Genomic DNA, 25,940 nt, shown 5'->3' with positions numbered 1-25,940 from the left:
GGCTCGCGCGTCGCACGCCACGCCGTGGGTTCGACACCCCGCTCCGCGACCTCGCCCCACACGACCGACCCGGCACCGAGAACAACCCGCGACACCCCCACCGTGCACCCAGCCACCCCGCTCGCAGGCACTCCAGCACGTAGAGGCCGGCCGACCAGCCCCGCACCACGAACATCCCCTCGGACACCGACAAGGCCAGGACAGTGATCACAGAGGGGGTCGTCACTCGCCGATACCCGCGGTGCCGAGTTCTCCGAGGCCGAACCCCGACGGACGACCCTCTCAAGATCCAGGCGAGCGACGGTTTCGTGACGTGATGTCAGTGACGGCCCCTCCATGGGTCGGTTGCGCGGGAGCGCGCGCATGCGCCCAGGGAGGGGACTTCGGTCTTGCCGTTCATCGAGGGGTACAGAAAGAAGGACGGGACGGCGGTCCGCCGCCATGGGAGAGCGCCGGCAGGGACGAGCAAGGAGACCGCGCTCACGATCGGCATCGTGGCGGCCGTGTCCGAGTTCGGCGGCTCGGGCACACCAGCGGGCGGCGGAACGGGGACGGAGCGGTTACCGGCGCCGCGGTCCTCGCCCCCGGTGACGTATCCGATCACCTCGCCCAGCGGGAAGCAGCCTGCGCCTCGTCCCGCTCCGACGGTCTCGTATCCGATCCGCTGACCGGGGTGGAAGAAGACGGCTCCGCGGCCGGTGCCGACGGACTCCTATCCGATCCGATGCGACCCGACGCAGGGCGGGCGGTGAGCCGGCATTTGTCCGGCCCGGCGCCGGTCACCGAAAACTGATGGCACCGAGCAGCTGCTCCCGGGCGCCGGCGGCCTCGTCGCCATGGGATCCGTGCTCGCCGCGGTCGTGGACTTCGTGCACGCCTATCCGTGGAGGCCCGTATTCCTGGTCGCGCTCGCCGGCGGGCTGGTGAGGGCGTGGTGGCTGGTGGTGCGGCAGCGAGCCGCCCAGTGGGAACGGGTTCGGTGCCTCCTCCCTCCCCCCGTGTACTGCCGCGCCGAGCAGCGGACACATCGCACTCCGCCTGCAACGGCTTGCTGACGCGACGGCCGAGCCACCTTCCGGGACCGTTGACGAGCTCGGGCCGTCGCGCTCCGCCTGCAACGGCTTGCTGACGCGACGGCCGAGCCACCTTCCGGGACGGTCGACGAGCTCGGGCCTTGAAGAGGGAGCGACGTCCTGTCGACCCCGGGGGCGTCATTCGTCCTGGTCAGGTCGATGGCGACGCTCCCTGCCCCCATGCCCACCCGGCTCTTCACGTGCGCTCGCCACCTCGGCGGAAGGGGGATCGACGTCACCGCCGGTCAGCGCTGCGGCGTGCGCCGCAGCCCTGGGTGGTTTTGTAGATGAGTTTCAGGAACGTCTGCTGCTCAGCCGAGAGAGCACCGTCATCGAGGCGAGAGCAAAGTCGCCGAGTTCTGGAAACGTGGGGCTGCTTGCTCCAAGAGCACGGGTGTGCACTGCCCCACAGGAGTCCCGCTAGAGACCGTCCGAAACCACACCGATACTCCGGCGCATGGTGCGGCGCATCTCCGTGAGCTGCTCCCAGAGCCCCACGATCTGATGGTGCGCTTCGTCGAGGGACTCATCGTCTTCCAAGCGCGACGGGATCCCGCCGTCCAGACGCTTGAGGACCCCATAGATGCGGTTGAGCCTGCGGTGGACGCGGTCGACGACCATGAGCACGTCGTCCGGAACCCGCATCTGCGCCTCGGAGTAGCGCGCCCGTTGCTCGCGCCTTGCATCGTCCAGACGAGATCTCATGCCGTCCGTGACATGGCCGGCCCGCAGCGCATGCCAGAAGTGGTTGAGCTCGGACTGATAGTCGAGTGACGCCGTGTTCAGCCTGACGTAGCAGGTCCGAACAGCCTCGGCCGACGCGCGTTGGGTTTCGTACTGTCGCTCCTCGGAACGCTGCCGTGCTGAGTGATCCAGTTCCTGGGCCTTGGCCTTCTCGGCGAGCCTCTGTGTCATCAGTGCTGATACGAGAGTGCCGACGATCCCCAAAAACGCGATCACCAGTGGCACCACCGTGCTGCTCATCCGGTACCGCCTCTCTCCGCTCCACTCCGAGTGTGGCGGTGCGACGCCGCAATGCCATGGAGCCACTGCAGCCGTTCCTACCTCTCACCTACATTCTTGGCGCCGTCCCTCACCCGCCGTCCTCAGAAGGCGTCGACAACCGCTTCTCGTTGTGAGCTACGCAGCCACCCTGGGCATGATGCCAAGCCGGACCACTCCAGCCGGCCGGCCGGAGTGGTCCGGCGACGCACTCGGGGCAGATGAAACCTGTCTCGGCTCATCGACCGCCAAGGCGGCCCACGGCGGGCAGAAAGTCAGGCCCGCCAACGGGAGCACGGTGCCCTGTGCAGGCGTTGTTCCGATGAAGGCACTGCTGCTGTGCGAGGGGGCCTCCGTCGCGATCGAGGCGGACGGGGGCCAGGAGATCACGGGGGTGGGCATGCGGGTGTATGTGGCCGTGCGCGAGAGCACATGGGGTGACTTACCCCCATACGCGATGAGTGCGGGATGCGTTCTCGAGGAACAAGCGGGGAGGCCTGATGCGGTCGAACGATGGAAGGAGACAGGCCGTCAGGTAGCCGACCGTTCGTTCGTGATGGAGGTTGGGGATCCCGCCCGTACCCTCGGCGCCGCCTTCGCAGCACGGTGCTGGGAGGAGTTCCTGCGCCGCTGGCATCCGAGTCTCCTGTCGCCCTCCCCCCGCATCTGGGGTGAAGGGGACGCGGCCTCGGACGTGTTCTGCGACGGGCTCATGGAGCCCCTTGTGAAGGTGCGGTTGTACGAGCCAGGAGCGGACCAGGGCCAGCTCGCACGTTCCAGCACCCTGTCCGAGCAGGGCCTGGAGGACGGCGACTTGCTGGTGCTCGACATCAGCTTCGAGCAAGACCATCTGCCCGAGTTGGTGTTGCGCTCCTACTTCACCACCCTCCTGAATCCACAGCCAGGTCAAGACCCTGGGCCGACTGCCGAGTTCGCTTCGACCGAGTGGCGGCGATTCCGGCGATCCCACGAGGAGCGCTCCCTGGCCGACGTGGTCCGGTGGCTCAGTCACGCGAGAGACGCGGGCCCTTTGCTGACGCTGCAACAGGTGGCGGCCGCCTGGGCCGCGCGGAGCGGCGGTCCCTCCGCGCCGTCACAGGCCGATCCCCATCTGCCGGAACTCGCAGACGCCGTGAACAATTCGCCGCTTCGGGCCAGCCAGTCGGCCATGCCCTGCATGGTCACTCCTCGCAATACCCATGAGGCGCTGCACTATCTGCAGATCGCTGAGAGGGCCCGGCCCGTCGGCGTGCCGCTCGTGTGGGGAGTTCTGCTGTACACCACAGCCGATGTCGAGCTCGCACGGTACGTCCGGACCCACTTCGAGGACCTCAACGTCCTGTCGGGCGGCTCGACCCGGATCCTCGTCTTCGAGCGACGAAGGCGGTGGCCCTCGGCGAAGAGGTACTGGCGTCAGCATCTCGAGCCGGAGCTGTTTCGAGTGCTGTCGGGAATGCGCTGGCTGCAGTGGACTCCCTACGACCCACACGCTGCGTACGAATTCGCCTCACACCTCGGAGTCGTCCCGGACCAGCTCCCCTGCCTCGTGATGTTCCGCGCGTCCAGCGAGGACCTGCGGAACGCCGAGAAGATCGTTTTCCGCATCGCGCACCCATCCACCGCCGCCTTCCGCGCTCTCCTCGGAGGCATCACCCGGGCGCTCGACTCGACCCCCGGGCTCCTACGCGAACCGCGGTCGTTTCCTCAAGCCTCCCGACGACCCGGAACCGACCACGAGGACTCACCGAGCGACGCCGCGGCCGCCCTGCGAGAACTGGTCACCAACCAGACATACGCACGCCTCAGCATCACGGGGTCCGACACCGCCGTGGACACCACGGCCACCGTGGAGGCCATGGCCGACGGCGCCTTCGCCCAACTTCGCGACGCACACCAATCCATCATGGCTGCGGTCCATGCCACCATCCCCGCGCCCGCCGCGCTCACCATCGCCGACAGTCAAGTCGTCATCAACCGAGGAGGAACCGTGCCGGACAGCTTCGAGTTCCACGGGGAAAACACCACCTTCATCAACAACCCCCAGAACACGCTGATCCAAGACTTCCAGAACACGCACAGCACCCCACCCCATGCCGACGAGCTCGCTCAACTCCTCCACCTCATCCTCACGAGCACCAGCCTGGAGGACAGCAGGCGAACACAAGCGGCAGAGACCGTGCACGAACTCGCCCGCCTGACACCCCACACCCCCGAGGAACGGGCCGCGGCAACCTCGCGACTACAACAGCTCCGGCTCCTGCTCACCTCCAGCGCCGACATCGCCACCCCCGCACTCCCACTCATCACCTCGCTCACCACACTCTTCGGCGGCTAGATTCCCAACACACCACGGCACCCCTCCCCCGCCTCCCAAAACGTGGCGGTCAGCAGACCGCTCTCCATCTCCACCGGAATGTTCTTCCGCCCAGAACAGACCACCGAAGCCCAGGCGGCCCACAGTTCCTCGGCAACCAAAGCGGCGAGAGGACGAGGACCGACCTGGCCAGCGTGACGTGCCGAAACCGGTCGAGCGGTCCCGACGCTCTCGCCACTGCGGATGCCCCCCTCGCATACGCTCACCCCGGCCACACCACCCAACAGAACTGCCCACACAAGAAGTCGCATGCCCTTTCACATCAAGATCGAAGACGCCGACACCGAGAGCCAGACACGACCACCCGCACGACCACCCCGCGAGCCGCTCGAGGCAAAACCTGAGACACGTCAACACACCACCATCAACACACCACCAACGCCCTGGGAAGCAACTGCCAAAAGCTGCGGATCAGGCCGCTGACATCTATCGAGACTGCTCCCACTCGGTCCCGGTGAGCTCATACTCCACTTCACCGTGCTCGGAGCCCCCGATCACCTCCGGCCACTCCCCGATGAAATTCCGCACGAAAGACAGCCCCGACTTCTCCATCACACGACGCGAGCGGACATTGACAGCCATGGCATTCGCGGTCACCCACTCGACCCCGAGTTCCGCGAACCCCTCGTCAACCAGAGCCCGGGACCCCTCAGTGGCATAGCCACGCCCCCACGCCACCTGGGCCAACCGGTAACCGAGTACGACCACCGCAGAACTGCACTCCCCCAACGGCCGGAACTCCAACCAACCCACAAACGCGCCGGTGATCCTCCCCAGCACGGCCCAGCAACCGCACGTCCCCCAGCACGAACAGCCATGCAGAAACCCCGGCAAAGACCGCCCCTCGATCACCCCCCGACCCACACGACGACCACGTCGACGAAACACACGACCCCAGAGCAAATGCCCAGAACAAACAGACGGCCGACATCCCCCGCCCTGAACACACGCACCACAAACCAGCCAGTCCCCAAGAAACTGACCAAGCCACAATCTTCACCACCCGCAGACCGAACCCGCCACCAAACCTCCGACCCACGGCAGGCAGTCGTGCTCAAACCGCGCGGGCCCCCGACAGCTCGACCAGGACACCCCCCTCGAAGCGACCACCCGCCCGGACGAGCGCACGACAAGGCGCGGTGCGCTCACGGCCCGCCAGCGTTCCCGGCCTGACTCGATGAGCCTCAAGACCACAGCCAGCGCGGCGGCCCGGCTACCTGCACCCATGGCGACCTTGGTCCGCAGACCCATAACGGCGAAGATCGACTCGATCGGGTACGTGGCCCACAAGCGGATCCAACACTCCCCGGGAAACCGAAGAACACCAACAGCCCTCCCCCACCGTCACCCATCCACTCAACGACCCTGAAGCACCACGCCCCGAACAGCTCGCCGAAACACAGCGACCGCCCACACCGCACACTCCTTGCCCTCAGCGTTGCAGATCTCCTGGATCGCGCGCTTGGCTGCGGGCGGGCCAACTTCGGCAGCGCGTCGAGCACGTTCGCCGAAAGCGGGCAGCCACGTCCGGCTACGCGACTTGCAGGACAGGGAGAGGCGGCAGCGGCCTCACGCTTCGGCGCCCGCCACGCCACTGATGACGACGATCGCCGCCACGTCGCCGGCCTCGGACCGCCCCCACCAGACGACGCCGCCTGACTGCGCCGTGAACGATCAGCCGGGTGACGGGGCCGATCCTGCCCGCCTCGATTCGCCGAGAGGTGCCCTCGTCTCGCGCGCTAGGTGAATTGCCCTGTGAGGTTGGGGACGCGGCTGGCGGGTGGTTTGCCTGCGAGCGCGGTGTGTCCGCGGTGGTGATTGTAGGAGTGCAGCCAGTGGGGGAACGCGTCGCGTCGTTCCTGCTCTGACCGGTAGGGGCGGGCGTAGGCCCATTCCTCCAGCAGGGTGCGGTTGAGCCGTTCGACCTTGCCGTTGGTCTGGGGCCGGTAGGGCCGGGTTCGTTTGTGGGTGATCCCGGCCGCCGCCAGGGTGTAGCGCCAGGTGTGGGACTTGTAGCAGGCGCCGTTGTCGGTCAGGACGCGCTCGACGGTAATCCCGCACGAGGTGAAGAACGCCTGGGCCCGCTGCCAGAAACCGGCCGCGGTCTCCTTCTTCTCATCGCTGAGGATCTCGCTGAAAGCAAGGCGGGAGTGGTCGTCGACGGCGGTGTGGATGTAGCTGTAGCCGGCGTTCTGGCGGGTCTTGCGGCGGCCTGGCGGCCCAGAGCCTTGTGTCCGCCGCCGTCGGGGATGTTGCCGAGCTTCTTGATGTCGACGTGGACGAGTTCGCCCGGCCGGTCGCGCTCGTAGCGGCGTATGACGGCACCGGTGGCCCGGTCCAGATGGGTCAGACGGGCCAGGCCGTAGCGGGTCAGGACCCGGTGAACGGTCGAAGGGACCAGGTGCAGGAGGTGAGCGATGCGGGCCGGGCCCCACCGGCGCAGGACGCGAACTTTGATGATCCGGCGTTCGGTGCGGTTCGGGGTCCGGCGCGGGCTGTGGTGCGGGCGGCTGGAGCGGTCGGCCATGCCGCTCTCGCCCAGTGTCCGGTAGCGGGCGGCCCACCGCTGGGCCGTGGTCGGCGAGACCTGGAACCGCTCAGCGGCCCGCCGGAGCGGCCAGCCGTCCCCGACCACGCAGCGGGCCAGGCGCAGGCGTCCGGTCTCGGTCAGGGGTGCATTACAGTGGGGCCTGAGGGCCTTTCTGGTCGCCGGTGCAGATGTCGCAATCCACACCAGGCCAGAAGGCCCTCACCCATTTCAAGATCCCTCAGCCGAAACCTGCATCACCCGTCCACAACCTCCCGGGACAGAACAACTAGTGCGTGTATCGGAAGTGGCTTGAGAGGCTGTCGGCCGGTCAGTCCCGAGGCAGGGTGGCGAGCCAGCGGTCGTCCTGGAACGCGGCCGGGACTTCGTCCTCCCACGGATCGATCCCACGTCGTTCCAGTTCGTCGAACCATCGGTCCCGCTGTGACTCGGGGAGACGCCGTCCGCACCAGGGGCAGAAGTCGATGGCGATGCTCGACGTGCCGCCGTCGTGGATGATCAGCCCGTACTCCTGGAACTTGGCACTGAACTTAATCAGCGCGTCCGGGCAGGCGAAAGGGTCGTCGTGCTGGTCGCAGCGCACGTTCACGCGACTGTTCATCGCCTCGCAGCAGTGGTTGGTCATGGCCTCGGCTTCTCGTTCATCGGCACCATGCCCAGAAGTAGATCACGGTCTGTGATGATCACCGGGTGGCACGTGGGGATCTGACGGATACGCAGTGGGCCTGACTGGAGCCGTTGTTGCCCAGAGGCAGCAAGCCGGGCCGTCCGCCGATTTGGACCAGGCGGCAGCTGATCGATGACATACGGTTTTGCACCCGTACCGGTGTTCCGTGGCGGGACGTGCCGGAGCGGTACGTCCCTGGGCCCGGGCGTATGACCTGTTCCGCCGCTGGCAGCGGGACGGCGCCTGGCAGCGGATCTTCGCTGAACTGCAGGCCCAGGCCGACGCCAGGGAGCTCATCACCTGGGACCTCAACATCGACTCCACCGTGTGCCGGGCCCACCAGCACGCCGCGGGGGCGAGGAAAGGGGGACCTGCAGGTCGAGCCGCCCGGCGGTATCACCGTCGAGCCGGACGGCCACGGCCTCGGGCGCTCGAGCGGCGGCCTGACCACCAAGCTGCACCTGGCCGTCGAGCAGGGCCAGAAGCCCATGGCGATTGTGATCACGGCCGGGCAGCGAGGCGACTCCCCGCAGTTCGAGTCCGTCCTGAAGAAGGTCCGCATCGCCCGCAGCGGTGCCGGTCGCCCGCGCACCCGGCCCAACCGGGTCCGCGCCGACAAAGCGTACGCGTCCCGCAAGAACCGCGCCTACCTGCGCCGACGCGGGATCCGCTGCACCATCCCGGACAAGGCCGACCAGGCCGCAACCGCAAGAAGCTCGGCTCGCGTGGAGGCCGGCCGCCCAAGTTCGACGCCGAGGACTACAAGACTCGGCACGCGGTCGAGTGCGGCATTAATCGCCTTAAAGGCACCGCGCCGTGGCCACCAGGTACGACAAACTCGCGGTCCGCTACGAGGCGACCATCCTCGTCGCAGCCATCAACGAGTGGCTGCGACCAGCACATTCGATACACGCCCTAGGCGTGGCCCTTCTTTCACGACATGCCTTCACACGAACGAAGCCGGCCCGGGCGCGGGCCAGGGGCGCGGTAGGACGACATGCTGCCGGTGACCCGGCGCCGCGGGGTACGGCCGATGTGGTGGACGACCACCGACAACCGGACCTCGTCGAAGGCAAGCACCAGACCGAGCCACGCGAAGCCCGGGCCACAACGGGTGCCGGCCGCGCCCAGACTGCCGCGAACTGATCATCGTCCCGGCGCGCGGCCGCGGGCGGGCGCCGCCCCGGGACACGGCAGCAGGCGTCACCCCGGGGCGCGGCAGCAGGCGTCGCCTCGGAGCACGGCAGCGGACGTCGTCCTGGTCATGTGGCGCTGGTCTTCGGAACTGTGTCTGCCTCAGGAAAGCGGGGCGGGGCCAGGGGCCGAGGAGCCGGGGGTGGCGCGACGGTTCCCCTGCCTCCTGGTACAGCCCGTCGCCACGCCAGACCGCAGCCGGCCGACGGGGGGCCGTCCCTCGCGATGGCACGAGAACGGCAGGATCCGCCTCCGCCCCGCTGCGGCCTGGCATGGTGTCGCAAGAGGGCGGAAAGCCGGTAGGGGCCCGGCATGCCGGGCCCCTACCTTTCGTAGCGGGGACAGGATTTGAACCTGCGACCTCTGGGTTATGAGCCCAGCGAGCTACCGAGCTGCTCCACCCCGCGTCGGTGATCCCACCCTACACAGCAGGCGACGCGGGAGCCGAGCAATTTCGTGGCGGGTCAGCCCCGGACGATGTTCTCGGCCTGCGGGCCCTTCTGGCCCTGGGTGACGTCGAAGGTGACCGTCTCTCCCTCGACCAGCTCCCGATAGCCGTTGCCCGAAATGTTGGAGTAGTGGGCGAAAACGTCCGGGCCGCCGTCCTGGGCGATGAAACCGAAGCCCTTCTCGGCGTTGAACCACTTCACGGTACCGCTGGCCATACTGCGCATCCTTCGATCTTGCCGGGCTCCCCGGCGGCCTCATGGAAGCCCACGCCCGAAAGCGAAGGCCCGACACCCGTTCTACCTCACCCGAGCCTCCCCCATTCGATCATTCATCCACCAACGCAAAAAAGCCCGACGCAAAACCACCCAACGGGAACTCGCACCCTCCCCCGACACACGCCGGCACCGGGCCGACCCGCCCATCACCCGCCCGCGACATCACAAACACGCCGGAGAACACCGGCGCTCCCGGAGCCGCCACGACCGCCCCGGCACCCGGCGCCCCGTCAGACACCCCCCGAACCGACCAGACACCGGCCCGGGAGGAGCAGGACATCCCGGCAGAACACCATCACCCACCCAGCACCTACGAAAATCTGCGGCCAGGCGCCCGGGCCGACCCCACCCACCAGCCACTCGCTGGGGTGGCGTCGTTGATCTCAAGGAACAGCGATTGTCGACCGGTTTCGGAGGCAGGTGGCCATCGCTGGGCTGACGGTTGTCGATGAGAAATGACGGCATGGTCGCGTCTGGGACGTGTCACGGCCGGCATTCATCACCGGGATGGGGCTGGTCAGTGAGGGCGGACATGTCCGCGCTGCGGCCGGGATCGGCGAATCTCTATGACGTCATGTCACGCAGGTCAGGGCGGTTCCTGGGCAGCCCGAAGCCCGCCATCTGCTTCTCCTCGTAGGACAGGAAGCCCAGGCTCCGGTAGAACGCGTGGTTGCGCCTGCCCTCCGGCGCCGACTCGTGGTCTGTGGAGAGGAGGAAGAAGCGGCAGTGCGAGTAACGTCGCATGAGGTGCTCGACCAGAGCCCGGCCGACGCCCTGCCGGTGATGTGCTGGATTGACCACGACGTCCTGGACGTAGCATATGTGCTCATCGTCGGAGACGGTCCGGGCCAGTCCCAGGAGCGTTCCTGAACCGTCTCGTGCGGTGATGACGAGGTGAGAGTTCCGCAGGCCGCGGCAGAGCTTGTCGACGTCGGCGGTGTAGCCCTCCCAGCCGACCGAGTCGTAGAGGCTCAGCATCTCATCAGGATCGAAAACGCCCTCTTCCGTGATGAACACGCCGAACCCCCTGCGGCTGTGCCGCTTCTCGATGCCGACTTCTCACTGGATCTGACTTCACGCTCGTCGGCCACGTCAAGATCGCCAGTCTGCCTCACGCTTGCCGCGGCCCCGGCTTCTGGTCTCGCGTGGCCCCAGCCGACCATGGGGCGGCGACCTCCTTCACCTCTCGTAAAGTCACACCAGGTCAGGTCATGACTGACCGTGGTGGTATTCCTCGGAAGGCATCGAGTCCCATTCGGTATGCGCGCCGTCGCGCGTCACCATGAACAACGGGCGCGATCGCAGGACCTGCCCGACGCGTTGCCCGCGCATGACGACCCCGGGATCATCCGGTCCTGCATAGCCCTCGGGCGTGTAGCGAAAGTGACCATCCACTGCCTCGGCATGCGCGATGTCGTCGCTCTCCAGTTCCGACAGGTCTCTTCCGACCAGCGGGATTCCATCGTGCCCGACCTGGGGACCGTGCACGGCGTCGGCTGCGATGCAGAACAGCCCCGCGGCTTGACTCACGTAGGCCGTGACGGCAGGCAGTGAAGAGGCCACCCCGCGGCGATGGACCCCGATTTTCCAGGTGGGCGAGAAGATCGCGTGGACGCGCGGGCAATCGCTGACCTTCGTCTGGCCGAGAACCTCAAAGGCCTCGACCACTTCGTCGACGGTCATACCGAACCGGAGCGGTCCGACGCCGACCGCTGGCGCATAGGACCACTCATCCCGATCGGCGACTCCGGAATCGGCTTCAGCCTTCATCGTCCCCCCTGTAGATAGCTGAAATCTTGCCGCAGCCCATCATGTCAATGGCCGACCAGCAGCCCGTCAGGTGCCTTCAGGCGCGCGCTCCTCCGCCTGCTAGGGCCGCAGTGATTTCCAGGCGATCGCTAGGTTCGCTGCTGCTTGGCTTTGGTCTGGGCGAGTCGGTAGGACTCTGTGCCGGTCTCGATGACGGTGCCGTTGAAGGTGAGTCGGTCGACGATGGCCGCGCAGAGCCGCGGGTCGGTGAAGGTCTTGGTCCAGCCACCGAACGACTCGTGGGAAGGATGGCCACGCTGTTCTTTTCCTCCCTCTCGGTCAGAACCTGGAACAGCATCTCGGCGGCGCTGGCCGTACAACCAGGTCCCGGCGGCGAGCACGGCCAGGGCCACGGCGAGGGCGGGCAGCCAGCCGACGATCGCCCTTGCCCCGGCTCCGGCGACGCCCGCCGTGATCAGGACAGGCAGCGCGCAGCACGCCACGCAGGCCAGCGCGGCCAGGCCCCGAGCGCCTTCGGGGCGCGGTGGGGGCGGGGGTCAGCAACAGGGTCCGGCATGACGGTTCTCCTCGGCGAGGTCGGTGAAGGGGATGGGGCAGCAGGTGCTGGACGCACAGAGGGTGAGGTCGTCGCAGCCCGCTTCGACGGCAGCGGCAAGCGCGGTGCGGATGGTGGTGAGGTCGGCGATCTTCGCATCGACCTCGGCGAGCTTGGCGGCGGCCCGGTCCTGGAGCCCGGCCACGGGGCGGCCGTGCCGGTGGCGGCCGGCCTCCAGGAGCTCGGCGACCTCGTCCAGCGTGAATCCGAGCCGCTGGGCAGCTTTGATCACCCGTAGCGCGGTCACCGCGTCCTCGCCGTAGAGGCGGTGACCGCCGATGCTGCGTTCCGGCTCTGCCAGCAGGCCACGCCGCTCGTAGTAGCGCAGCGTCTGGATGTTCACCCCGGCCGCTTCCGCGACCTGACCGCTGCGCAGGCCCGCGCTCACCGCTCCTGCCCAGCGGCCGCAGTCCGCGCGGCCAGCGCGTCCAAGACCGCCTCGTGCGCCTCGTCGACCGAGATGTCCAGCCTGATCAGGTCCTTGCCGGGTGCGGTGGTGAAGGTGAAGAACGAGCAGCAACCGCTCTCGCGCTCCACAAGGTCGCGGACCCGATCCTCGACACCCTCTCCACCGGCCAGCTCAAGCCGCAGCTGGAGCGGCTGCGACCGGGACATCGCAGTCAGCCGCTCGGCGAACAGCGCATCCCACTCCGCGACCCGCAGAGGCCGCTCCTCCGTGGGCAGCGTGCAGGACAGTGGCACCCACGCCAGATCGCTCATCGTGCTCTCCCGTCGTCACATCCCCGGGAGGGGAACACCTCCGACGGTAAACCCGTACCTGGGTACAGGATGCAAGCGTCCAGAGCAGCTGCGTGTGTGGGGAGATCCATTGCGCAGGTACGAGGAAGCCGGAACAGGGGATGACCGATTTCAAGCAGCCGATCGCTGCAGGCGGACAGAGAGCAGCGACAACCCAGAAAAACAGCCCGCCAGCCCAGCACAGCGCCCAGCACCGGTCCCCCGGAGACACCGGCGACCGTGGTGCCCCACAACAGCACGGCGAGCACCCGTCCCTCCCTGCCGGGCGGCACCTGCATGGTCGCAGTTGTCAGCGCCACGACGAGAAACTCCCCATACCCCATGCCGCGACCACCCGGGACACAACCAGGACCGGGAAGCTCAAGGTCGCAGCACCCACGACATGGGCTGCCAGGAACACGACGACGAACCCCACAGGGCCAGACCGTCCCGGCCAATCGCGGGCACCCCGCCATGAGGGCCGGGACCTGCTCAGCCGAGCAGGCTCGTGTCCTGCCGCCCGGTGCAGGCCGCATGCATGGCACGGGTGATTCGATACAGCACACACCGGCGCAGCGGACCTTCGGGCGCGCTGGGGTCCTCGAAGTCATCGGCCGGATCCCGGGTCACACCGATCCGGCGCAAGGAAACAGTCCGAGCCCGGGGGGGGATTGAGAGCCTGTCTGGTCGGTCATGTGACTACTGCGTGCCTGGGGCGTCCTGTGGGCTTGGCGCGGGGTGAGGTGGGTGATGCCGAGGGGAAGCGGCAGCGGCCGCTCTTGGGGAGCAGGGGCCCGGGGACGGCGTCGGTTGAGTGCGAACACACGCCGGATCCCGCCGACCGGCGCGAACGGATGTGAGAGCAAGGACACCCCTGCCGAACCGCTCCCAGGCACGACCGACGCCGGCGAGACAGCGGCTCAACCAGGGCCCCCACGCCTGACTCAGTCCCGTCCTGCACACCGATGATCGCTTGGCTTGTCTGCAGGGACGTAGCCTGCTGCCGCACGGAACATCGTTGGGGCAGGTGGAGCTTTGAGCGTTGACAAGATGTATGGAACGCACCCGGAGGTGATCACGCCGCTGCTGGATGCCGTCGGCGAAGCAGCGATGGTGCTGTCGTTCCGGGAGGACCGCACGTTCGCCGCACTCAGTGTGGGGCGCTTCGGGGCTGTGGGGTCGACCCGGCTGGACTGGGCAGGGGCCGAGGTGATCGAGAGGTGCGATTCGTTCGACGCAGAGGAACTGCACAGGCTGGTGGCTTCGTACGCTGGGGCGGATGAACTCGCAGTGGTGCTCTGGAGCAATCTCGCCGTGCCGTCCGTGGCTTTGCCTGCCGCGCTTGTGGCACTCCAGGCGGAGGCGGTGCTGGAGTGCTCTCCTGAATGCTGGATCTACCTCGTCGACGGAGGAGTGCTGATCGAGTTCCAGGACGGCGAGGGATTCACTGCGGGAAGGATTCCGCGCTGACGCTGCTGTCGAGAGGGTGCTCCTGGTGACGGGGCTGGTCGTCGTGGCCGGGTTGATGTCCGCATTCACCCTGGCCCACAGAGAGGAGCCGACGGTGGTTGTCCGTTCACGCGAGAGCCGGGGCGTGGGGGCAGGGCGGCGGGGAGCGGAGGATGGGGATGCGCATGCTCATCAGGAGGTCGTCTTCGGTGCCGGTGTGTGCGGTGCTCCGCCAGGTGGTTCCCGGGTGGCGCGAGCGGAGGTGGGACAGCGCCCGGATGTCCAGGCCGGTGTCTCGAAATGGCGTGTTGATCGAGATGGCGGTGATGACGCCGTAGGCGCAGGTGGCGCAGAACTGGTAGTGGAGCTGGCCGACGACCTGGCGCCCGTTGACCAGGAGCAGGCACTCTTCACCGGGTCCTGATGTGCCGGGGATGTGGGTGGAGAGGAAGTCGACCGCTGTGTAGGTGCGGAGCCGGCGGCGTAGCCGGGTGGTGAGACCACCCTGGCGGGCGTGCTTGGCGCCCGACGAGGGGGACGCCTTAGGGGTGGGCGGAGTGCTCTTGGGGCGCGCGTGGTGTCCCTGCATGAGGTTCGTGTGCCCGAGCTGCGGGGCCTCACGCGCCCGTCCGGGCGAGCCGAGGCCGTCGGCCGTTGTGGCGCCTGCTGTCGCGTTGGGGGTACAGGGACGGGACGTGAGCCGTGTTCCAGTACCGCTCGCGGTGTTGGTCGGCGTCTTGCCAGACCGGTTTCTGTGGGCAGCGGATGCGGCCGGGTCGCGTGGGTGTTGCCGGCTGCCCTTGAGGGTGCCTTCGGGGGCTGCACGCCGCCAGGGGGTCGTGCGGCGCTGGCACCAGGGCGGTCGCGCGGTGGCCGGGTGGCCGCCGAGCGGTCGATCAGGATCGCTGCGGTGACGGCGGCCGTGGCGAGTACGTGCAGGCCCGGGCGGAGCCACGGCGTTCCTCCGGTCAGTTCCCGGTGGGGCCGGATGACGCCTGGCGGGGGCGGGCGGGGCCGTGAGGCCGGTTCAGCCGGGCCAGGTTCCGGTCAGGCGGCGCGTGGTGGCGGCTCCTGCTCGGTCGACGGCGGCCCTGACGACGGCGAAGATCGCGCCCTGCAGGGCTGCGGCGAGTAGGACCTCCTTCCAGGTGCGGTCTTCGTCGGTGGCGTCCGGGGCGTCGTCTTCGTGGCCGACCATCTTCCACGTCTGTTTGAAGGCCAGGCCCGCTGCCATGCCGCTGATTGCGCCGAGGGCGAGCCCGACGGGCTTGTAGGCGATCTTGGATGCCTTCATTTGTTCCTCCGGTTACGGCGCAGGAGCAGAAAAACGGCCAGCACTGCGGCGGCGGCGAGCAGAGGGGTGCGGTTGGTCCGCGCCCCCGTGGCGGCTGAGGCGGCCTTGTCGCGTACCGGTCCCGGTGTCTTGTCGGCGACCAGGTGACCGGCGTGGATCGTGCTGTCACGCATCTGGGCCGCAGCGTGGGCTGCTTTGTCGACGACGGGGTCGGGGATCTTGTCCTTGATCAGTCCGGCAGCCTGGGCCGCCTTGTCCCGGAGCTGGCCGGTCAGGAGCGCGGCCTGATCCTTGACCTCGGCCGCTTTCGCTTTGGTCTGCGCTTTCACGTCGGTCTTGGCGGCCAGGGCCTGTACGGTCTGGCCGAGCTGGTCGCGCGCGTGCTCGACCCGGTCGCTCAGCTCTTCCGGGGTCGGTGCGGGCCGGTCGCCCTGGGGCTGGTGGCTCATCGGTGTGCCTTCTCCTTGATCTCGGCCACGTCGGCCTTGACGCTGTCGATGGTCTTCTCAGGGGTGGGACTCCCGGCGCGGGCGACCTGCTTCTTCCCGGCCACGGCCACAGCCGCGGCCACCACGGCCAGTGCGGCGGCGACGATCAGGGCTGATGCCCACACCGGCAGAACCAGGGCCAGGGCCGCGATCGCGGCAGCGACCAGAGCTTGGGCGGCCAGGACGCCCAGGAGACCGGCGCCACCGAACAGGCCGCCGCCCACCCCGTAGCGCTTGCCCTTCAGGGTCATCTCGGCGCGGGCCAGCTGCATCTCCTCCCGGACCAGTTCCGAGATCTGCCGTGACGCCCGCGTCACGAGCTCACCCGCCGCGACGTCGCTGCCGTGGCCGAAATCGCTTCCAACCGGGCTCATTGAGTCTTCACCTTCTTCCACTCACGGGATCCCAGGCCGCGCCTACCCTGCCGCTCGCCGGTCACCCCTCGCGCACGCGAAGTCATCGCCGACAGCGGACCATCAGACGGGGCGACAGGCGGACCAGAGCCGCGGCCGCGCCGCCGATCACGGCGCCGGTCGCCACATCGGAGGGGTAGTGGGCTCCGCTGTGGACCCGCTGGAGAGCCACGAGCACGGTCGGGACGGCGCAGGCGGCCCCGGCCCACGGCCACGCCTGCGCAACAGCGGCGGTGAAGGCGACGGCGGCGGCGGTGTGGCCGGAGGGGAACGACGAGCTGTCCGGCCTCTCCACGTCGTCGCCGTGGGGAATCCACTTGGCGGGTGGCCGGCGCCGCTCGACCAGCTGCTTGACGACCCCGTTCGACAGCAGTTCCGCGACTGCCATGGTCATGACCCCGCCGGCTGCGGCCCTGCGGCCGCGCCACCCTCCTGTGGCCGTCATGACCAGGGCGGCGGCCCACCACAGCTTCGTGTGCTCCGCTGCCTCCTCCACGGCGGGCAGCAGTCGACGCGCTGCTGGGGAGTCCCAGGCCGCCACGCGCCGAATCAGCTGATGGTCTTGGTCCTGGAGTCCCGCCAGCACCTTCATCTCCGTCTTCGTCTCCCCTCCATCGCCCACGACCAGCGCTCACTTGAGGCGGCGCCGCTCTTCATCACTCCATGCCCGGGTGTCGCGGGGCTGGACGTAGGGCTCCTCGTCCTCGGGCAGCCCGCCGGCGATCGCGCGCTGGCGGACCATCTCGGCGTCGAACTCGAGGCCCAGGAGGACGGCGAGGTTGGTGATCCACAGCCACAACAGGAAGATGATCACGCCTGCGAGGGTGCCGTACGTCTTGTTGTAGGAGCCGAAGTTCGCGACGTAGAACGCGAAGCCGGCCGATGCGAGCATCCAGATCACCAGCGCCAGGAAGCTGCCTGGGGTCACCCACTTGAAGCCGCGGCCCTTGGCGTTCGGCGCGGCCCAGTACAGCAGCGCGATCATGATGGTGACCAGGAGCAGCAGAACGGGCCACTTCGCGATCGACCACACCGTCATCGCGGTGTCGCCGACCCCCAGCGCCGATCCCGCCTGCCGGGCCAGGGCGCCGGTGAACACCACGATGAGCGCACTGGCCACGGCGAGGAGCATGAGCACCACCGTCAGCCCGACGCGCAGTGGCAGGACCTTCCACACCGGTCGGCCCTCGGGCATGTCGTAGACGGCGTTGGAGGTGCGGATGAACGCGGCGACGTATCCGGAGGCTGACCAGATCGCGACGAGTATGCCCACGATGGCCAGCAGCGAGCCGAGGCCGGCGTTGCCCTGCAGCTGCTGTACCGCGTTGGTGATCACGTCTCGTGCCGCGCCGGGGGTGAGCTTTTGCAGGTTGTCCAGGACCTGCTTGGTCGCCGATTCTCCCGCGATGCCCAGCAGTGACACCAGGACCAGCAGGGCGGGGAAGAGGGCCAGCACGCCGTAGTAGGTCAGCGCCGCCGCCCGGTCGGCCAGCTCGTCGTTCTTGAACTCTTTCAGCGTCCCGCGCAGCACCGCCTTCCAGGACCCCCTGGGCAAGTCCGAGAGCCGATCCGGCGCCTGCTCCTCGACCTGCCGGCCGGGACCCGCGGGCGCGTCGACGGCGGGCCGGCGTTCGTGTTCCGGTGTGTTCGTGGGGCTCATAGTCGGCGCATTTCCACTCCGGCCGTGCTCATGCCGCTCGCCGAGCAGGAAGCGAACCGGTGGTCGCAGGCCTGTGCCTCGGGATCTCGCATCGGTTGCCTTCTCCGCGGCTGGAGCCCGTACCGGCACGCTTGGGGTCAGCGCTCGACTCCGGTGGCGCGGTGTGGGGCGCCGACCGGGTTGGATTCGGGGGGCCGACCGCCCGCCGACACAGCTCGCCACCGCGTGGCCGGACGGCAGCTGGCTGCCCCAGCTCCCGGTGCCGGACGCCGCAGCCGGCGGCCGGCACCGGGCGGCGCTGCTTCCTGCGGGACGGCTGCAGACCGCCCCGTCAGCAGCGTGTGCGGCACGGGCGCGCGGACTGCCCCCAAGACAGCCGTGCTGATGCCGGCCGAGGCACCCTGTATGACGACCGACAGGCGCTGGAACAGGGCGCATTTGGGAAACGGGTTCCCTGCCTCGCGTCGAACCCGGCGCTGCGGCATGACAGCCCGGCATCGATCGGTGACGCAGTCGGCACGCGGACCGGCGGCCCCTCCGGATGGACGGGCGCTGACGAGAACGGGCCCCGCGCTGAGCGCGGGGCCCGCATCCGGGAACACCCCCCCACCTGTGCTGGGGCGTTCCAGCGACCGTAGGACGTGCCTGACCTCCCCCGGCACGCGGCCACGCCGCTCCCAAGCTGGGGCTGGGGCTGGGGCTGGAACGAGGGACACCACCACCCTGCGGGCGCCAAGGTCGCCATAGACATCGTCAAAGCTCGCCAGGAAGCCGCGGAGGGCTGCCAAGTGCAAGACAGCAGGCCGGGCAGGGTGGCACGCGGGTAGTCGGCTGCGGATTTCAGGTGCTTCGGGGCCAACCGCGCAGCAGGGCGGCGATCCTCGCCGCGGTGCAGGTGGGGTCTTGCAGCAGGTCGCGCAGAGCGATGGCGTCCGTCCGGGTGGGTTTGACCGGGATCCCGGAGGCCTCCAGGTACATCACGCCGGTGGCGGCTGCGACGGCCATGTTGGAGCGTTCCAGCCAACGGCAGCGGCCGAGGATGTGCACGAGGGTGGCGGCCCTGGCGTAGGGGCCGTCGTAGACGGGCTGGTCGAGTAGTTCGGCGCGGTGCGCGGCGACGGCTGCCACCGGCACTCCGTAGTCTTCCGGAGCGGGGTCGCCCGCCCCCGCGATCTCTGCGACACGCAGAATCCAGGGGACGTCGATGTGGAGTTCCATCAAGCGGCGTGTGATCCAGGGGTGCGGCGATCGGCGTCCTCGGCTTCGTCGAAGACTCCCTGGTGTTCGGCGAGGAACCGCTCCGCGGCGTGCAGGCCTCGCTGCCGCAGTCCTTCGGTGTCTTCGTGGACGAGAACGGCGATGTAGTCGCCGAGGCTGAGGCCCCGGTCCTTGGCACGTGCTTCTGCCAGTGCCTTGATGCTGCTGTCGACGCGCGCGCCCAGCTGTGTCTTGGCCATACCCTGACGGTAACACCTGTTACCACTCGAGTGAAGTCTTCAGGCAGCGGCTGACGCTCCGGCGACGCGATGGTGCCCGGGCCCACTGCCCCCGCATGGGGGCGAAGGATCGGCGGGACGCCATGATCACGCGCCTACTTCCGTGGGGAGCCGGGAAGCAGGGCCGGCCCTGTCCTCGCGTGCGACGCCGCTTCCCGCGGCGCAATCCCCCCGTGTCCTACCGGATCCGTTCCGTGAGGCGCCGGCCCGGGCCGAGGCATCGGCGGGTATGAGCGGGAGGGGGCGTACGCGATCTACGCGGTGTGCTGCACGCTCCCCGACCCCGCCGCCCACTTCCTCGGCCACCCCGAGCTCTTGCAACACTCGATCAATCAGCGGCGGCTTCCACGGACGATCGTGCGTGCGTGTGAGGCATGGCGTGGTGGAGGCCGTGTCAGGACGTTTGGTGGCGTGCGCTGGTGACGATGAGTGAGACGTTTTGCCCGCCGAAGCCGAAGGAGTTGCTGAGTACCGCCTCTTGGGGGGCGTCTCGTCGCTCTGTGACGATATCGAGGTCGATGTCAGGGTCGACGCCGGTCGTGGTGAGGTTGCGGGTGGGTGGGATGACACCGTGCTCGACGCTGAGGACGGCGATGAGCGCTTCGATTGCGCCGGCGGCGCCGAAGAGGTGGCCGAGTGCCGCCTTGGGGGCTGTCACGGTGGCGCGGCCGAAGACTTTCCCGATCGCGTGCGCCTCGGCGATGTCACCGAGCGGGGTTCCGGTGGCGTGGGCGTTGATGTGGCTGATCTGCTCGGGAGCCAGGCCGGCTTGTGCGAGGGCCTTGCGCATGGCCGAGATCTGCCCGGAGCCGTCGGCCGCGGGCGCTGTGATGTGGTGGGCGTCGGCGGCGATGCCGGCGCCCGCCACTGTTGCGTGGACGCTCGCGCCTCGGGCGCTGGCGTGCTCGGCGCTTTCGAGCACCACGACGGCCGCGCCTTCACTGAGGACGAATCCGGTGCGGTCCGCGGCGAACGGGCGAGAGGCCGAGGCGGGTTCGGCGGTGTGGCACGACAGTGCTTGCGCCTGGGCGAAGCCGGCGACGGTGATCGGGGTGATCGCGGCTTCGGTTCCACCCGCGATGACGACGTCCGCCTCGCCGGCGCGGATGAGCCTGACTCCGAGGGCGATCGCCTCGGCGCCGGAGGAGCACGCCGAGACGGGCGTGTAGACCCCGGCCCGCGCGCCGTATTCGATACTGATCAGCGCTGCCGCCGCGTTGGGCATGAGCATCGGGACCGTGCGTGGCGAGACACGCCGTACCCCGGCCGCCTCCAGTACGTCGTCTTGCTTGAGCAGCGTGCCGACGCCGCCGATGCCCGTGCCGATCGCTGACGCGAGCCGGTCCGGATCCACCCCGGGGGCGCCGGCATCGGCCCAGGCTTCGGCCGCCGCGATCAAGGCTGCCTGCTGTGAGCGGTCGAGCCGCCTGGCCTGCACCGGCAGCAGCAGGGTGGCGGGGTCGATGGCCATGGTGCCCGCGACGATGTCGGGAAGGCCGATGTCCTTGTGGCCTGGCAGGACGCCGCCGCGGATGCCGGATTCGCCGGCAAGCAGGGCACCCCAGGTGGACTCCACGTCTCCGCCGAGTGGCGTGATCGCGCCGAGTCCGGTCACGACGACTTCAGTCCGGTGCATACCCCTGGACCTTTCTTGTATGCGATACAAGCGAATGAAGCCTTGTTGTATCACATACAATGAAGGCGTGGAGAAGAAGCGAACCGAAGCACGGTCAACGTCGGCCCGGTCGCGGGACCGCGGACGCGCGACGAGGCGCCGACTGATCGAGGCCACCGCACGGCTCTGCCGTGAGCGGCCCGGCGCCGAGGTCAGCGTCGCGGAGATCGCAGACGCGGCAGACGCCTTCCCCAACCAGGTCACCTACTACTTCGGCTCCAAGGACTCCCTGCTCGTGCACGCGGCCTTCCTCGGCCTGCTGCACGACGCCCGACGGATCGAGCGCATCGGCCGCCAAGCCCCCGATGCGGCTGCGTTCCGACGCAACGTCGCCCGGGCAGTACTGGCAATGCCCTCACTGCCGTCGGTCGCGCGAGCACTCGCCGCCGGGATCTCCAAACCGGAACTCGCCCCCGTGGTCGACCGGCACCTGCAGTTGCTGTTCCGGCAATCCGAACGCTTCCTGAACCAGATCCTCGACAGTCGCGGCTGGAGGACCCATCGCCCCCTCAGCGCGGAGGCCAGAACGTTCTGGAGCACCGCGCTCGGTGCAGTGCTCCTCGTCCGCGCGGGAGCACACGGCACCGTCACCGACCTCGACCTCGCCGGAGCACTCACCGTCCACGACCAGGCCGAGCACGGCTGAGCCGGTTCGCTTGGATCACTTCAGCCGGCCGAGCCGTCGTTGACGACGTCGTCCGTGTGGTTCACCGCATCTGCGCTCTGATCTCGGCCTTCGGCATCCTTACGCGCGCGATGCTGCTCGTTGTTGCCGTCGGCGGATACCGCTCCAAGGCATCGGCCTGTTGACTCGCGTTCGGAGCCGTGGTCCTCCTGGGCGCTTCGTACCCGCTCGTGCGGGACGTGCGGGGGCTGCAGACGGGGCCGACTGGCTGGCGGGCAGCGCCGTTCCAACCAGCCCCGCCGGCCGTTGTCCGGTGCGCCGTTGACTCGCGCGCAGTGGGCGCGATGCGAGCCGTTGCTCCCGGATAGGACACCGCGGCGGGGGCCGATGAAAGGATCATCGAGAGGTGATCGACGCGATGGCTTGCAAGTTCCAGAAGGGATCGCAGTGGATCCGCGTCCCTGGGAAGTACGGCAACCGGCGAGGCGTCGACAACCGGCTGCGGATGTGGGAAAGGGTTGTAGCGGCCGCTGGTCCTTCGGGTGCGCCCGGACCCGGTCCGGGCGCACCCGCCTGTACGTGTTCTGGCCCCAGTCGCCCGACTACGCCGAAGCTACAGGCCCTGCGCTGAGGGCGAACCCGCCGCCTTGCCCGGCGAACACCTTGATCGCGGCGCCCATGAACTCCACCAGCCCCGGGTGGTAGGAATCGTGGAACGCCCTCATGGCCTCGTCCTCGGCGTAGAAGAGCGACATGCCGACGTACGCCTCCCTGGAGGGGATGTAGAACCGGCAGACGATGTCGAAGTGTCTGGCCACGAGCTCCTGGATCTGGTGGTCCCCCGGCAGGGAGCCGCCGTCCAGGAAAGCCGTGACCTCCCGGTACAGGACGTCCCAGTCCTGGTGGACCCGCTGCCTGTCCACATGCTCCCAGTCGTTGGTCTCGGCAAGGCTCTTCGCCTGCTCCTCGGCCAACGCCCGGCGACACTCGTCCTCGTAACTGTTCCCCACGCCATCACTCCCCATCGTTCCCTCAGCCCTCCGGTGCATGCCCAAGAGGCCCCCGGCACATCGACATCGACCGGCCGCCCATGATCAACTGCCGGACCAGGCCGAACGGTGACACACCGCCACCTGGTCGGCAATCCATTTCCTCAGCCAACAGCGGAAGGACGGCTCGCACAGCGAGCCGTCCGGGCGGGGTGCTGCTTCGGCGTAGTCCTCGAGCTCCAACCCAGCTCCAGAAGCTCCACAAGGGCAAGAAGGGCAGAAGCTCGGAAACCCGATCGGCATCCCCGTAGCAGTCGTGCACCTGCGTCCAATCCACCACCTGGGCAGTTTGGCTGCGACAGGCGCCGTCCGGCTGGGTGTAAGTTGTGTCGCTCTTTGTGAGGCGAGGAAACGGTTCCGCTCTTCCGCCCGCGGCTTGGCCGCGGCGATGATCACGACGCCCCGGCCGCCGCCGGGATTCGCCCCTCTGCCCCGAGGTGGCATTCCGTGGTCCTCGTCATCGTCGTCGCTTTGCTGGCCCTGCTCGCGGGACTGGCCGCCAACCGCTGGCTGCGGCCGAGACTTGTCAACGCCGACGACGACGAGGGCATGGCCGTCAAGGACCTCGTCGGTCCACTGCTGACGATGACCGTCCTGCTGCTCTCCTTCGTCCTGGTGACCGCCAACGGCTCCTACGGCAGGGCGGAAGTCGCCTCACGCGGCGAGGCCCGGGCCCTTGACCAGCTCGTCGAGACCGCCGAATACGCCCCCGCCACCGAGCGGGCACGCATCCAGGCCGGCGCCGTCTGCTATGCCCGTGCCGTCCGCGTCCAGGAATGGTCTGCCATGGCCGACGGCAACGGCTCACCGGCCCCCAGCATCTGGTCGACCGGCTTTCGTCAGAACTTCGAGAACCTGGCCGGCCAGCCGGTCTTCGGGATGCTCGTCGCCGCAGACAACAAACGCTCCGACGAACGCGAGGAACGCCTGACGCAGGCCACCTCCAGTATTCCCAGCACCATTTTCTGGTTCCTGCTCGCCACCCTCGTCATCACCGTCACCGCCCTCGGGATCTGCCTTCCCAGGAGGAACAACAGGGGCCAGGTCATCACCCTCGTCGTGATCACCGCTTTGCTGACCACAGCCCTGGTCATCATCCGCGACGTCGACCGCCCCTTCGGCGGCATCATCAACATCGCACCGACCGCGATTGCGGAGGCCGAAAGGCAGGCGCACCGCGACTTCGCCGCCAACGGCCCCGCCGCCGATCTGCCCTGCGACGCCGAGGGAAACCGCGCTACCTGACCCCCAGAAACGCCGGGCCCAACGCACGTAGTCGCGCGTCCTTCGGTGAGGCCATCAACGGATCCGGCGGATACTTCGGCTGGAACCTTGACGCTCTGGACGCCTGCCTTTGCGGCGGGTGGGGCGCCACTGCTCCATTCACCTGCACAGGGATTCCTCGGCCGAGGCTCGGGCACGGTTGGTAGAGCGGGTGCCTGTTGGCGATCGCGAGGTGACGGTGTTCGACCTGCTTCTGGAGATCTTCGAGGAACGGGGCGTGAGCGTCATCCTTCGGTGATGGCTGGTGGCTTCCAGGCATTGGTCCAGGGAAGGTCATTCGCGCCACCCGTCGGCGGCCCCGGGGCCGGCATCTCCTCGCGGCCGAGGGACCGGGGGCCGGAGGCTGCTGCCCTGCCGCACGCCGACAGGAGCGACCGGCCGCCCCCTCGGTGGCATGTCAGTGGCTACTTCTACGCTTCCAGCTGTGCGCATAGATGATCTTTCGTGGCAGGCCGAAAACTACGGCGGTCTTTCTCCCCGGAAAGTGGACCTTCTGCTGGAGCACGGTCACCTGGACCTGGTGATCAGGGCGGCAGAGGAGCGCGGCGAGTGGTTCTGTGCGGAACGCGCAGCGAAAGAGCTGTGCCGGTCGGGCGAGTTCGCACGGGCGCTGAAAGTGGTGGAGCCGTTCGCCGCCACGGGGTGGCGGACAGCCCTGTGGGTGAAGGCGGACGTCCTGCTGCGGGCGGGCCGGACGGATGAGGCCCTGGATCTGGTCCGCCCGGACGAGGAGGGCCGCGCCTCACAGATCGTGTGCCGCGATTTCGCCGAGCTGCTCGCCAAGGCAGGGCGCGTCGACGAGGCCATCGACCTGCTCGTGCCGCACTGTGGTGAGTCGTGGATCCGATCGGTCCTCGTGGAGATCACCGAAGGTCAGGACCGCGACGAGTGGTTGCTGGAGTTGATCGCCCCGCACGCCGAAGCAGCGCGGCACGCCAGCGACGAGAGTCGGTGGGACTGCTCCCGCTCGGACGTGCAGGAGCTTCAGGCACGGGTGCTCGAACGCGCGGGACGCGTCGACGAGGCGATGCGCATCCTCGGCCAGGCCATAGCCGAGCGTCGCTGCCTCACCCAGAACACTCTCACCGCCTACGCCGAACTGCTGGCACGCCACGGCCGACTGGACGCGCTGCGCGAGCTGGCCACCGGACGGCACGCACACACCGTTCTGCACATCTACGCCCAAGCCCTGCGAGACCGCGGCCGGGTACAGGAAGCCGAGACCGTGATGCGTGATGCCATCGCCGCTGATGACTGGGCCGGGCACCGGGCCTGGCTGTCCTCGGCATTGCTGCGGGACGGCCGGCTGGACGACGCGATCACCGTGGCCGCACCCGGCTTCAGCTCGTACGACTGTGGCAACCTGCTGGCGCCCCTCGTTCACCCGCTCCACGACCGGCCCCAGGAACTGCTCCATCTCCTGGACCACCCCCTCACCGTGCCCCACCACGGCCATGCGGAGTTCCAGCACAGCTGGCGGGCCTTCGCTCTTGCCTCTCTCGGCCGAGCGGAGGAAGCGATAGCCGTGGTCGAAGCCCACCCGGACCCGTGGAGCGACCCCTGCATCGTCAGGGCCGGCCTCCTCAGCACCGCTGGCCACCTCGATGCCGCCGCCACGGAACTGCGGAGTCTCGGTTCGATCAAGGCACGTGAGGAACTGTTCGAGGTCCTGGTCCAGCAAGGGCAGGCGGCCGAGGCCATAGCCACGCACCCCACAGCGGCTGAACAGCGAGCCGCCAGAGCGAAGAGCACACCCGTCCCTCTCCGGGAGGACGGGTACTCGCTGGAGCCACCCTTTTAGGGGGCGGCCCTGTCACACCT

General features: G+C 68.6%; 24 protein-coding genes, 1 tRNA gene and 5 pseudogenes. 8 read left to right on the top strand and 22 right to left on the bottom strand.

The window, feature by feature from the left end; genetic code table 11:
- Positions 1–1,493: 1,493 nt before the first annotated feature.
- The gene (locus AB0M16_RS34775; protein ID WP_365350257.1) at positions 1,494–2,057 is read right to left on the bottom strand and encodes a hypothetical protein; all 564 of its coding nucleotides are present in this window, start codon (positions 2,055–2,057) and stop codon (positions 1,494–1,496) included.
- 340 nt (positions 2,058–2,397) lie between these two features.
- On the opposite strand from AB0M16_RS34775, the gene AB0M16_RS34770 reads away from it, so the two are divergent.
- Positions 2,398–4,410 (top strand): hypothetical protein, encoded by a 2,013-nt coding sequence (locus tag AB0M16_RS34770; RefSeq protein ID WP_365350255.1) that lies wholly within the window; start codon positions 2,398–2,400, stop codon positions 4,408–4,410.
- Between the two features lie 465 nt (positions 4,411–4,875).
- On the opposite strand, the gene AB0M16_RS34765 is transcribed toward AB0M16_RS34770, so the two are convergent.
- The 3 genes and pseudogenes from AB0M16_RS34765 to AB0M16_RS34755 form a co-directional block, all read right to left on the bottom strand.
- Positions 4,876–5,202 (bottom strand): GNAT family N-acetyltransferase, encoded by a 327-nt coding sequence (locus AB0M16_RS34765; protein ID WP_365350286.1) that lies wholly within the window; start codon positions 5,200–5,202, stop codon positions 4,876–4,878.
- 986 nt (positions 5,203–6,188) lie between these two features.
- Positions 6,189–7,120: pseudogene (locus tag AB0M16_RS34760) on the bottom strand (IS481 family transposase).
- A 187-nt stretch (positions 7,121–7,307) separates the two neighbouring features.
- A complete protein-coding gene (locus tag AB0M16_RS34755; RefSeq protein WP_365350253.1) occupies positions 7,308–7,622 on the bottom strand; it encodes a hypothetical protein in 315 nt (104 codons plus the stop codon).
- Positions 7,623–7,735: 113 nt separating this feature from the next.
- On the opposite strand from AB0M16_RS34755, the gene AB0M16_RS34750 reads away from it, so the two are divergent.
- Positions 7,736–8,674, top strand: a complete 939-nt coding sequence (locus AB0M16_RS34750; protein ID WP_365350251.1) for a transposase — start codon at positions 7,736–7,738, stop codon at positions 8,672–8,674.
- A 517-nt stretch (positions 8,675–9,191) separates the two neighbouring features.
- Here the strand turns inward: AB0M16_RS34750 and AB0M16_RS34745 are convergent.
- The 8 genes and pseudogenes from AB0M16_RS34745 to AB0M16_RS34710 all read right to left on the bottom strand — a co-directional run.
- Positions 9,192–9,265, bottom strand: a tRNA-Met gene (locus tag AB0M16_RS34745).
- 57 nt (positions 9,266–9,322) lie between these two features.
- Positions 9,323–9,523, bottom strand: coding sequence for a cold-shock protein (locus AB0M16_RS34740; protein WP_030221474.1), 201 nt, complete (start codon positions 9,521–9,523; stop codon positions 9,323–9,325).
- 624 nt (positions 9,524–10,147) lie between these two features.
- A complete protein-coding gene (locus AB0M16_RS34735; protein ID WP_365350248.1) occupies positions 10,148–10,561 on the bottom strand; it encodes a GNAT family N-acetyltransferase in 414 nt (137 codons plus the stop codon).
- A gap of 231 nt (positions 10,562–10,792) precedes the next feature.
- Positions 10,793–11,353, bottom strand: coding sequence for a hypothetical protein (locus tag AB0M16_RS34730; RefSeq protein WP_365350246.1), 561 nt, complete (start codon positions 11,351–11,353; stop codon positions 10,793–10,795).
- A 128-nt stretch (positions 11,354–11,481) separates the two neighbouring features.
- A pseudogene (locus AB0M16_RS34725) lies at positions 11,482–11,700 on the bottom strand (ATP-binding protein); the annotation flags it as partial.
- 189 nt (positions 11,701–11,889) lie between these two features.
- Positions 11,890–12,336, bottom strand: a complete 447-nt coding sequence (locus tag AB0M16_RS34720; RefSeq protein WP_365350244.1) for a MerR family transcriptional regulator — start codon at positions 12,334–12,336, stop codon at positions 11,890–11,892.
- Positions 12,333–12,668, bottom strand: coding sequence for a hypothetical protein (locus AB0M16_RS34715; RefSeq protein ID WP_365350242.1), 336 nt, complete (start codon positions 12,666–12,668; stop codon positions 12,333–12,335). Before AB0M16_RS34715 ends, AB0M16_RS34720 begins: the two co-directional genes overlap by 4 nt.
- Before the next feature lie 136 nt (positions 12,669–12,804).
- Positions 12,805–13,152 (bottom strand): annotated as a pseudogene (locus AB0M16_RS34710) (MFS transporter); the annotation flags it as partial.
- Positions 13,153–13,721: 569 nt separating this feature from the next.
- On the opposite strand from AB0M16_RS34710, the gene AB0M16_RS34705 reads away from it, so the two are divergent.
- Entirely contained in the window at positions 13,722–14,156 is a 435-nt protein-coding gene (locus tag AB0M16_RS34705; RefSeq protein ID WP_365350240.1) for a hypothetical protein, read from the top strand.
- Between the two features lie 106 nt (positions 14,157–14,262).
- Here AB0M16_RS34705 and AB0M16_RS34700 read toward each other — a convergent pair whose 3' ends face one another.
- The 8 genes from AB0M16_RS34700 to AB0M16_RS34665 all read right to left on the bottom strand — a co-directional run bounded on the left by AB0M16_RS34700 (position 14,263) and on the right by AB0M16_RS34665 (position 19,447).
- Entirely contained in the window at positions 14,263–14,724 is a 462-nt protein-coding gene (locus AB0M16_RS34700; RefSeq protein WP_365350238.1) for a hypothetical protein, read from the bottom strand.
- 438 nt (positions 14,725–15,162) lie between these two features.
- On the bottom strand, positions 15,163–15,429 hold the full coding sequence (locus AB0M16_RS34695; RefSeq protein WP_365350236.1) for a DUF4235 domain-containing protein: 267 nt from the start codon (positions 15,427–15,429) through the stop codon (positions 15,163–15,165).
- Entirely contained in the window at positions 15,426–15,878 is a 453-nt protein-coding gene (locus tag AB0M16_RS34690; protein ID WP_365350234.1) for a DUF3618 domain-containing protein, read from the bottom strand. Before AB0M16_RS34690 ends, AB0M16_RS34695 begins: the two co-directional genes overlap by 4 nt.
- Positions 15,875–16,291 carry a phage holin family protein gene (locus tag AB0M16_RS34685; RefSeq protein ID WP_365350232.1) on the bottom strand — a complete coding sequence of 139 codons (417 nt, stop codon included), beginning with the start codon at positions 16,289–16,291 and terminating at the stop codon, positions 15,875–15,877. The genes AB0M16_RS34690 and AB0M16_RS34685 overlap by 4 nt, the downstream gene beginning before the upstream one ends.
- A gap of 82 nt (positions 16,292–16,373) precedes the next feature.
- On the bottom strand, positions 16,374–16,952 hold the full coding sequence (locus tag AB0M16_RS34680) for a phosphatase PAP2 family protein (RefSeq protein ID WP_365350230.1): 579 nt from the start codon (positions 16,950–16,952) through the stop codon (positions 16,374–16,376).
- 9 nt (positions 16,953–16,961) lie between these two features.
- Positions 16,962–17,990 (bottom strand): YihY/virulence factor BrkB family protein, encoded by a 1,029-nt coding sequence (locus AB0M16_RS34675; RefSeq protein ID WP_365350228.1) that lies wholly within the window; start codon positions 17,988–17,990, stop codon positions 16,962–16,964.
- An 840-nt stretch (positions 17,991–18,830) separates the two neighbouring features.
- The gene (locus AB0M16_RS34670) at positions 18,831–19,208 is read right to left on the bottom strand and encodes a fic family toxin-antitoxin system, toxin component (protein WP_365350226.1); all 378 of its coding nucleotides are present in this window, start codon (positions 19,206–19,208) and stop codon (positions 18,831–18,833) included.
- Complete coding sequence (locus AB0M16_RS34665) at positions 19,208–19,447, bottom strand: hypothetical protein (RefSeq protein WP_365350224.1); 240 nt, start codon at positions 19,445–19,447, stop codon at positions 19,208–19,210. Before AB0M16_RS34665 ends, AB0M16_RS34670 begins: the two co-directional genes overlap by 1 nt.
- Before the next feature lie 211 nt (positions 19,448–19,658).
- On the opposite strand from AB0M16_RS34665, the pseudogene AB0M16_RS34660 reads away from it, so the two are divergent.
- Positions 19,659–19,801 (top strand): annotated as a pseudogene (locus AB0M16_RS34660) (transcriptional regulator); the annotation flags it as partial.
- A gap of 79 nt (positions 19,802–19,880) precedes the next feature.
- Here the strand turns inward: AB0M16_RS34660 and AB0M16_RS34655 are convergent.
- On the bottom strand, positions 19,881–21,122 hold the full coding sequence (locus AB0M16_RS34655) for a beta-ketoacyl-[acyl-carrier-protein] synthase family protein (RefSeq protein WP_365350222.1): 1,242 nt from the start codon (positions 21,120–21,122) through the stop codon (positions 19,881–19,883).
- A gap of 67 nt (positions 21,123–21,189) precedes the next feature.
- Here AB0M16_RS34655 and AB0M16_RS34650 point away from each other — a divergent pair, with 67 nt between their 5' ends.
- Entirely contained in the window at positions 21,190–21,807 is a 618-nt protein-coding gene (locus AB0M16_RS34650; protein WP_365350220.1) for a TetR/AcrR family transcriptional regulator C-terminal domain-containing protein, read from the top strand.
- Positions 21,808–22,388: 581 nt separating this feature from the next.
- On the opposite strand, the gene AB0M16_RS34645 is transcribed toward AB0M16_RS34650, so the two are convergent.
- Entirely contained in the window at positions 22,389–22,796 is a 408-nt protein-coding gene (locus tag AB0M16_RS34645) for a TipAS antibiotic-recognition domain-containing protein (protein ID WP_365350218.1), read from the bottom strand.
- A 486-nt stretch (positions 22,797–23,282) separates the two neighbouring features.
- Between AB0M16_RS34645 and AB0M16_RS34640 the strand changes: the two genes are divergently transcribed.
- From AB0M16_RS34640 to AB0M16_RS34630, 3 genes and pseudogenes are all read left to right on the top strand, one after another.
- Entirely contained in the window at positions 23,283–24,080 is a 798-nt protein-coding gene (locus AB0M16_RS34640; protein WP_365350216.1) for a hypothetical protein, read from the top strand.
- A 38-nt stretch (positions 24,081–24,118) separates the two neighbouring features.
- Positions 24,119–24,357, top strand: a pseudogene (locus AB0M16_RS34635) (Barstar domain containing protein); the annotation flags it as partial.
- Between the two features lie 186 nt (positions 24,358–24,543).
- Entirely contained in the window at positions 24,544–25,920 is a 1,377-nt protein-coding gene (locus tag AB0M16_RS34630) for a hypothetical protein (protein WP_365350214.1), read from the top strand.
- The last annotated feature ends 20 nt before the right edge of the window (positions 25,921–25,940 follow it).

The sequence above is a fragment of the Streptomyces sp. NPDC051921 genome (genome assembly GCF_040680975.1).
In the GTDB taxonomy this organism is placed as follows: domain Bacteria; phylum Actinomycetota; class Actinomycetes; order Streptomycetales; family Streptomycetaceae; genus Streptomyces.
The sequence above is the reverse complement of the archived record's forward strand: the minus strand, read 5'-3'. Positions and strand labels throughout refer to the sequence as shown.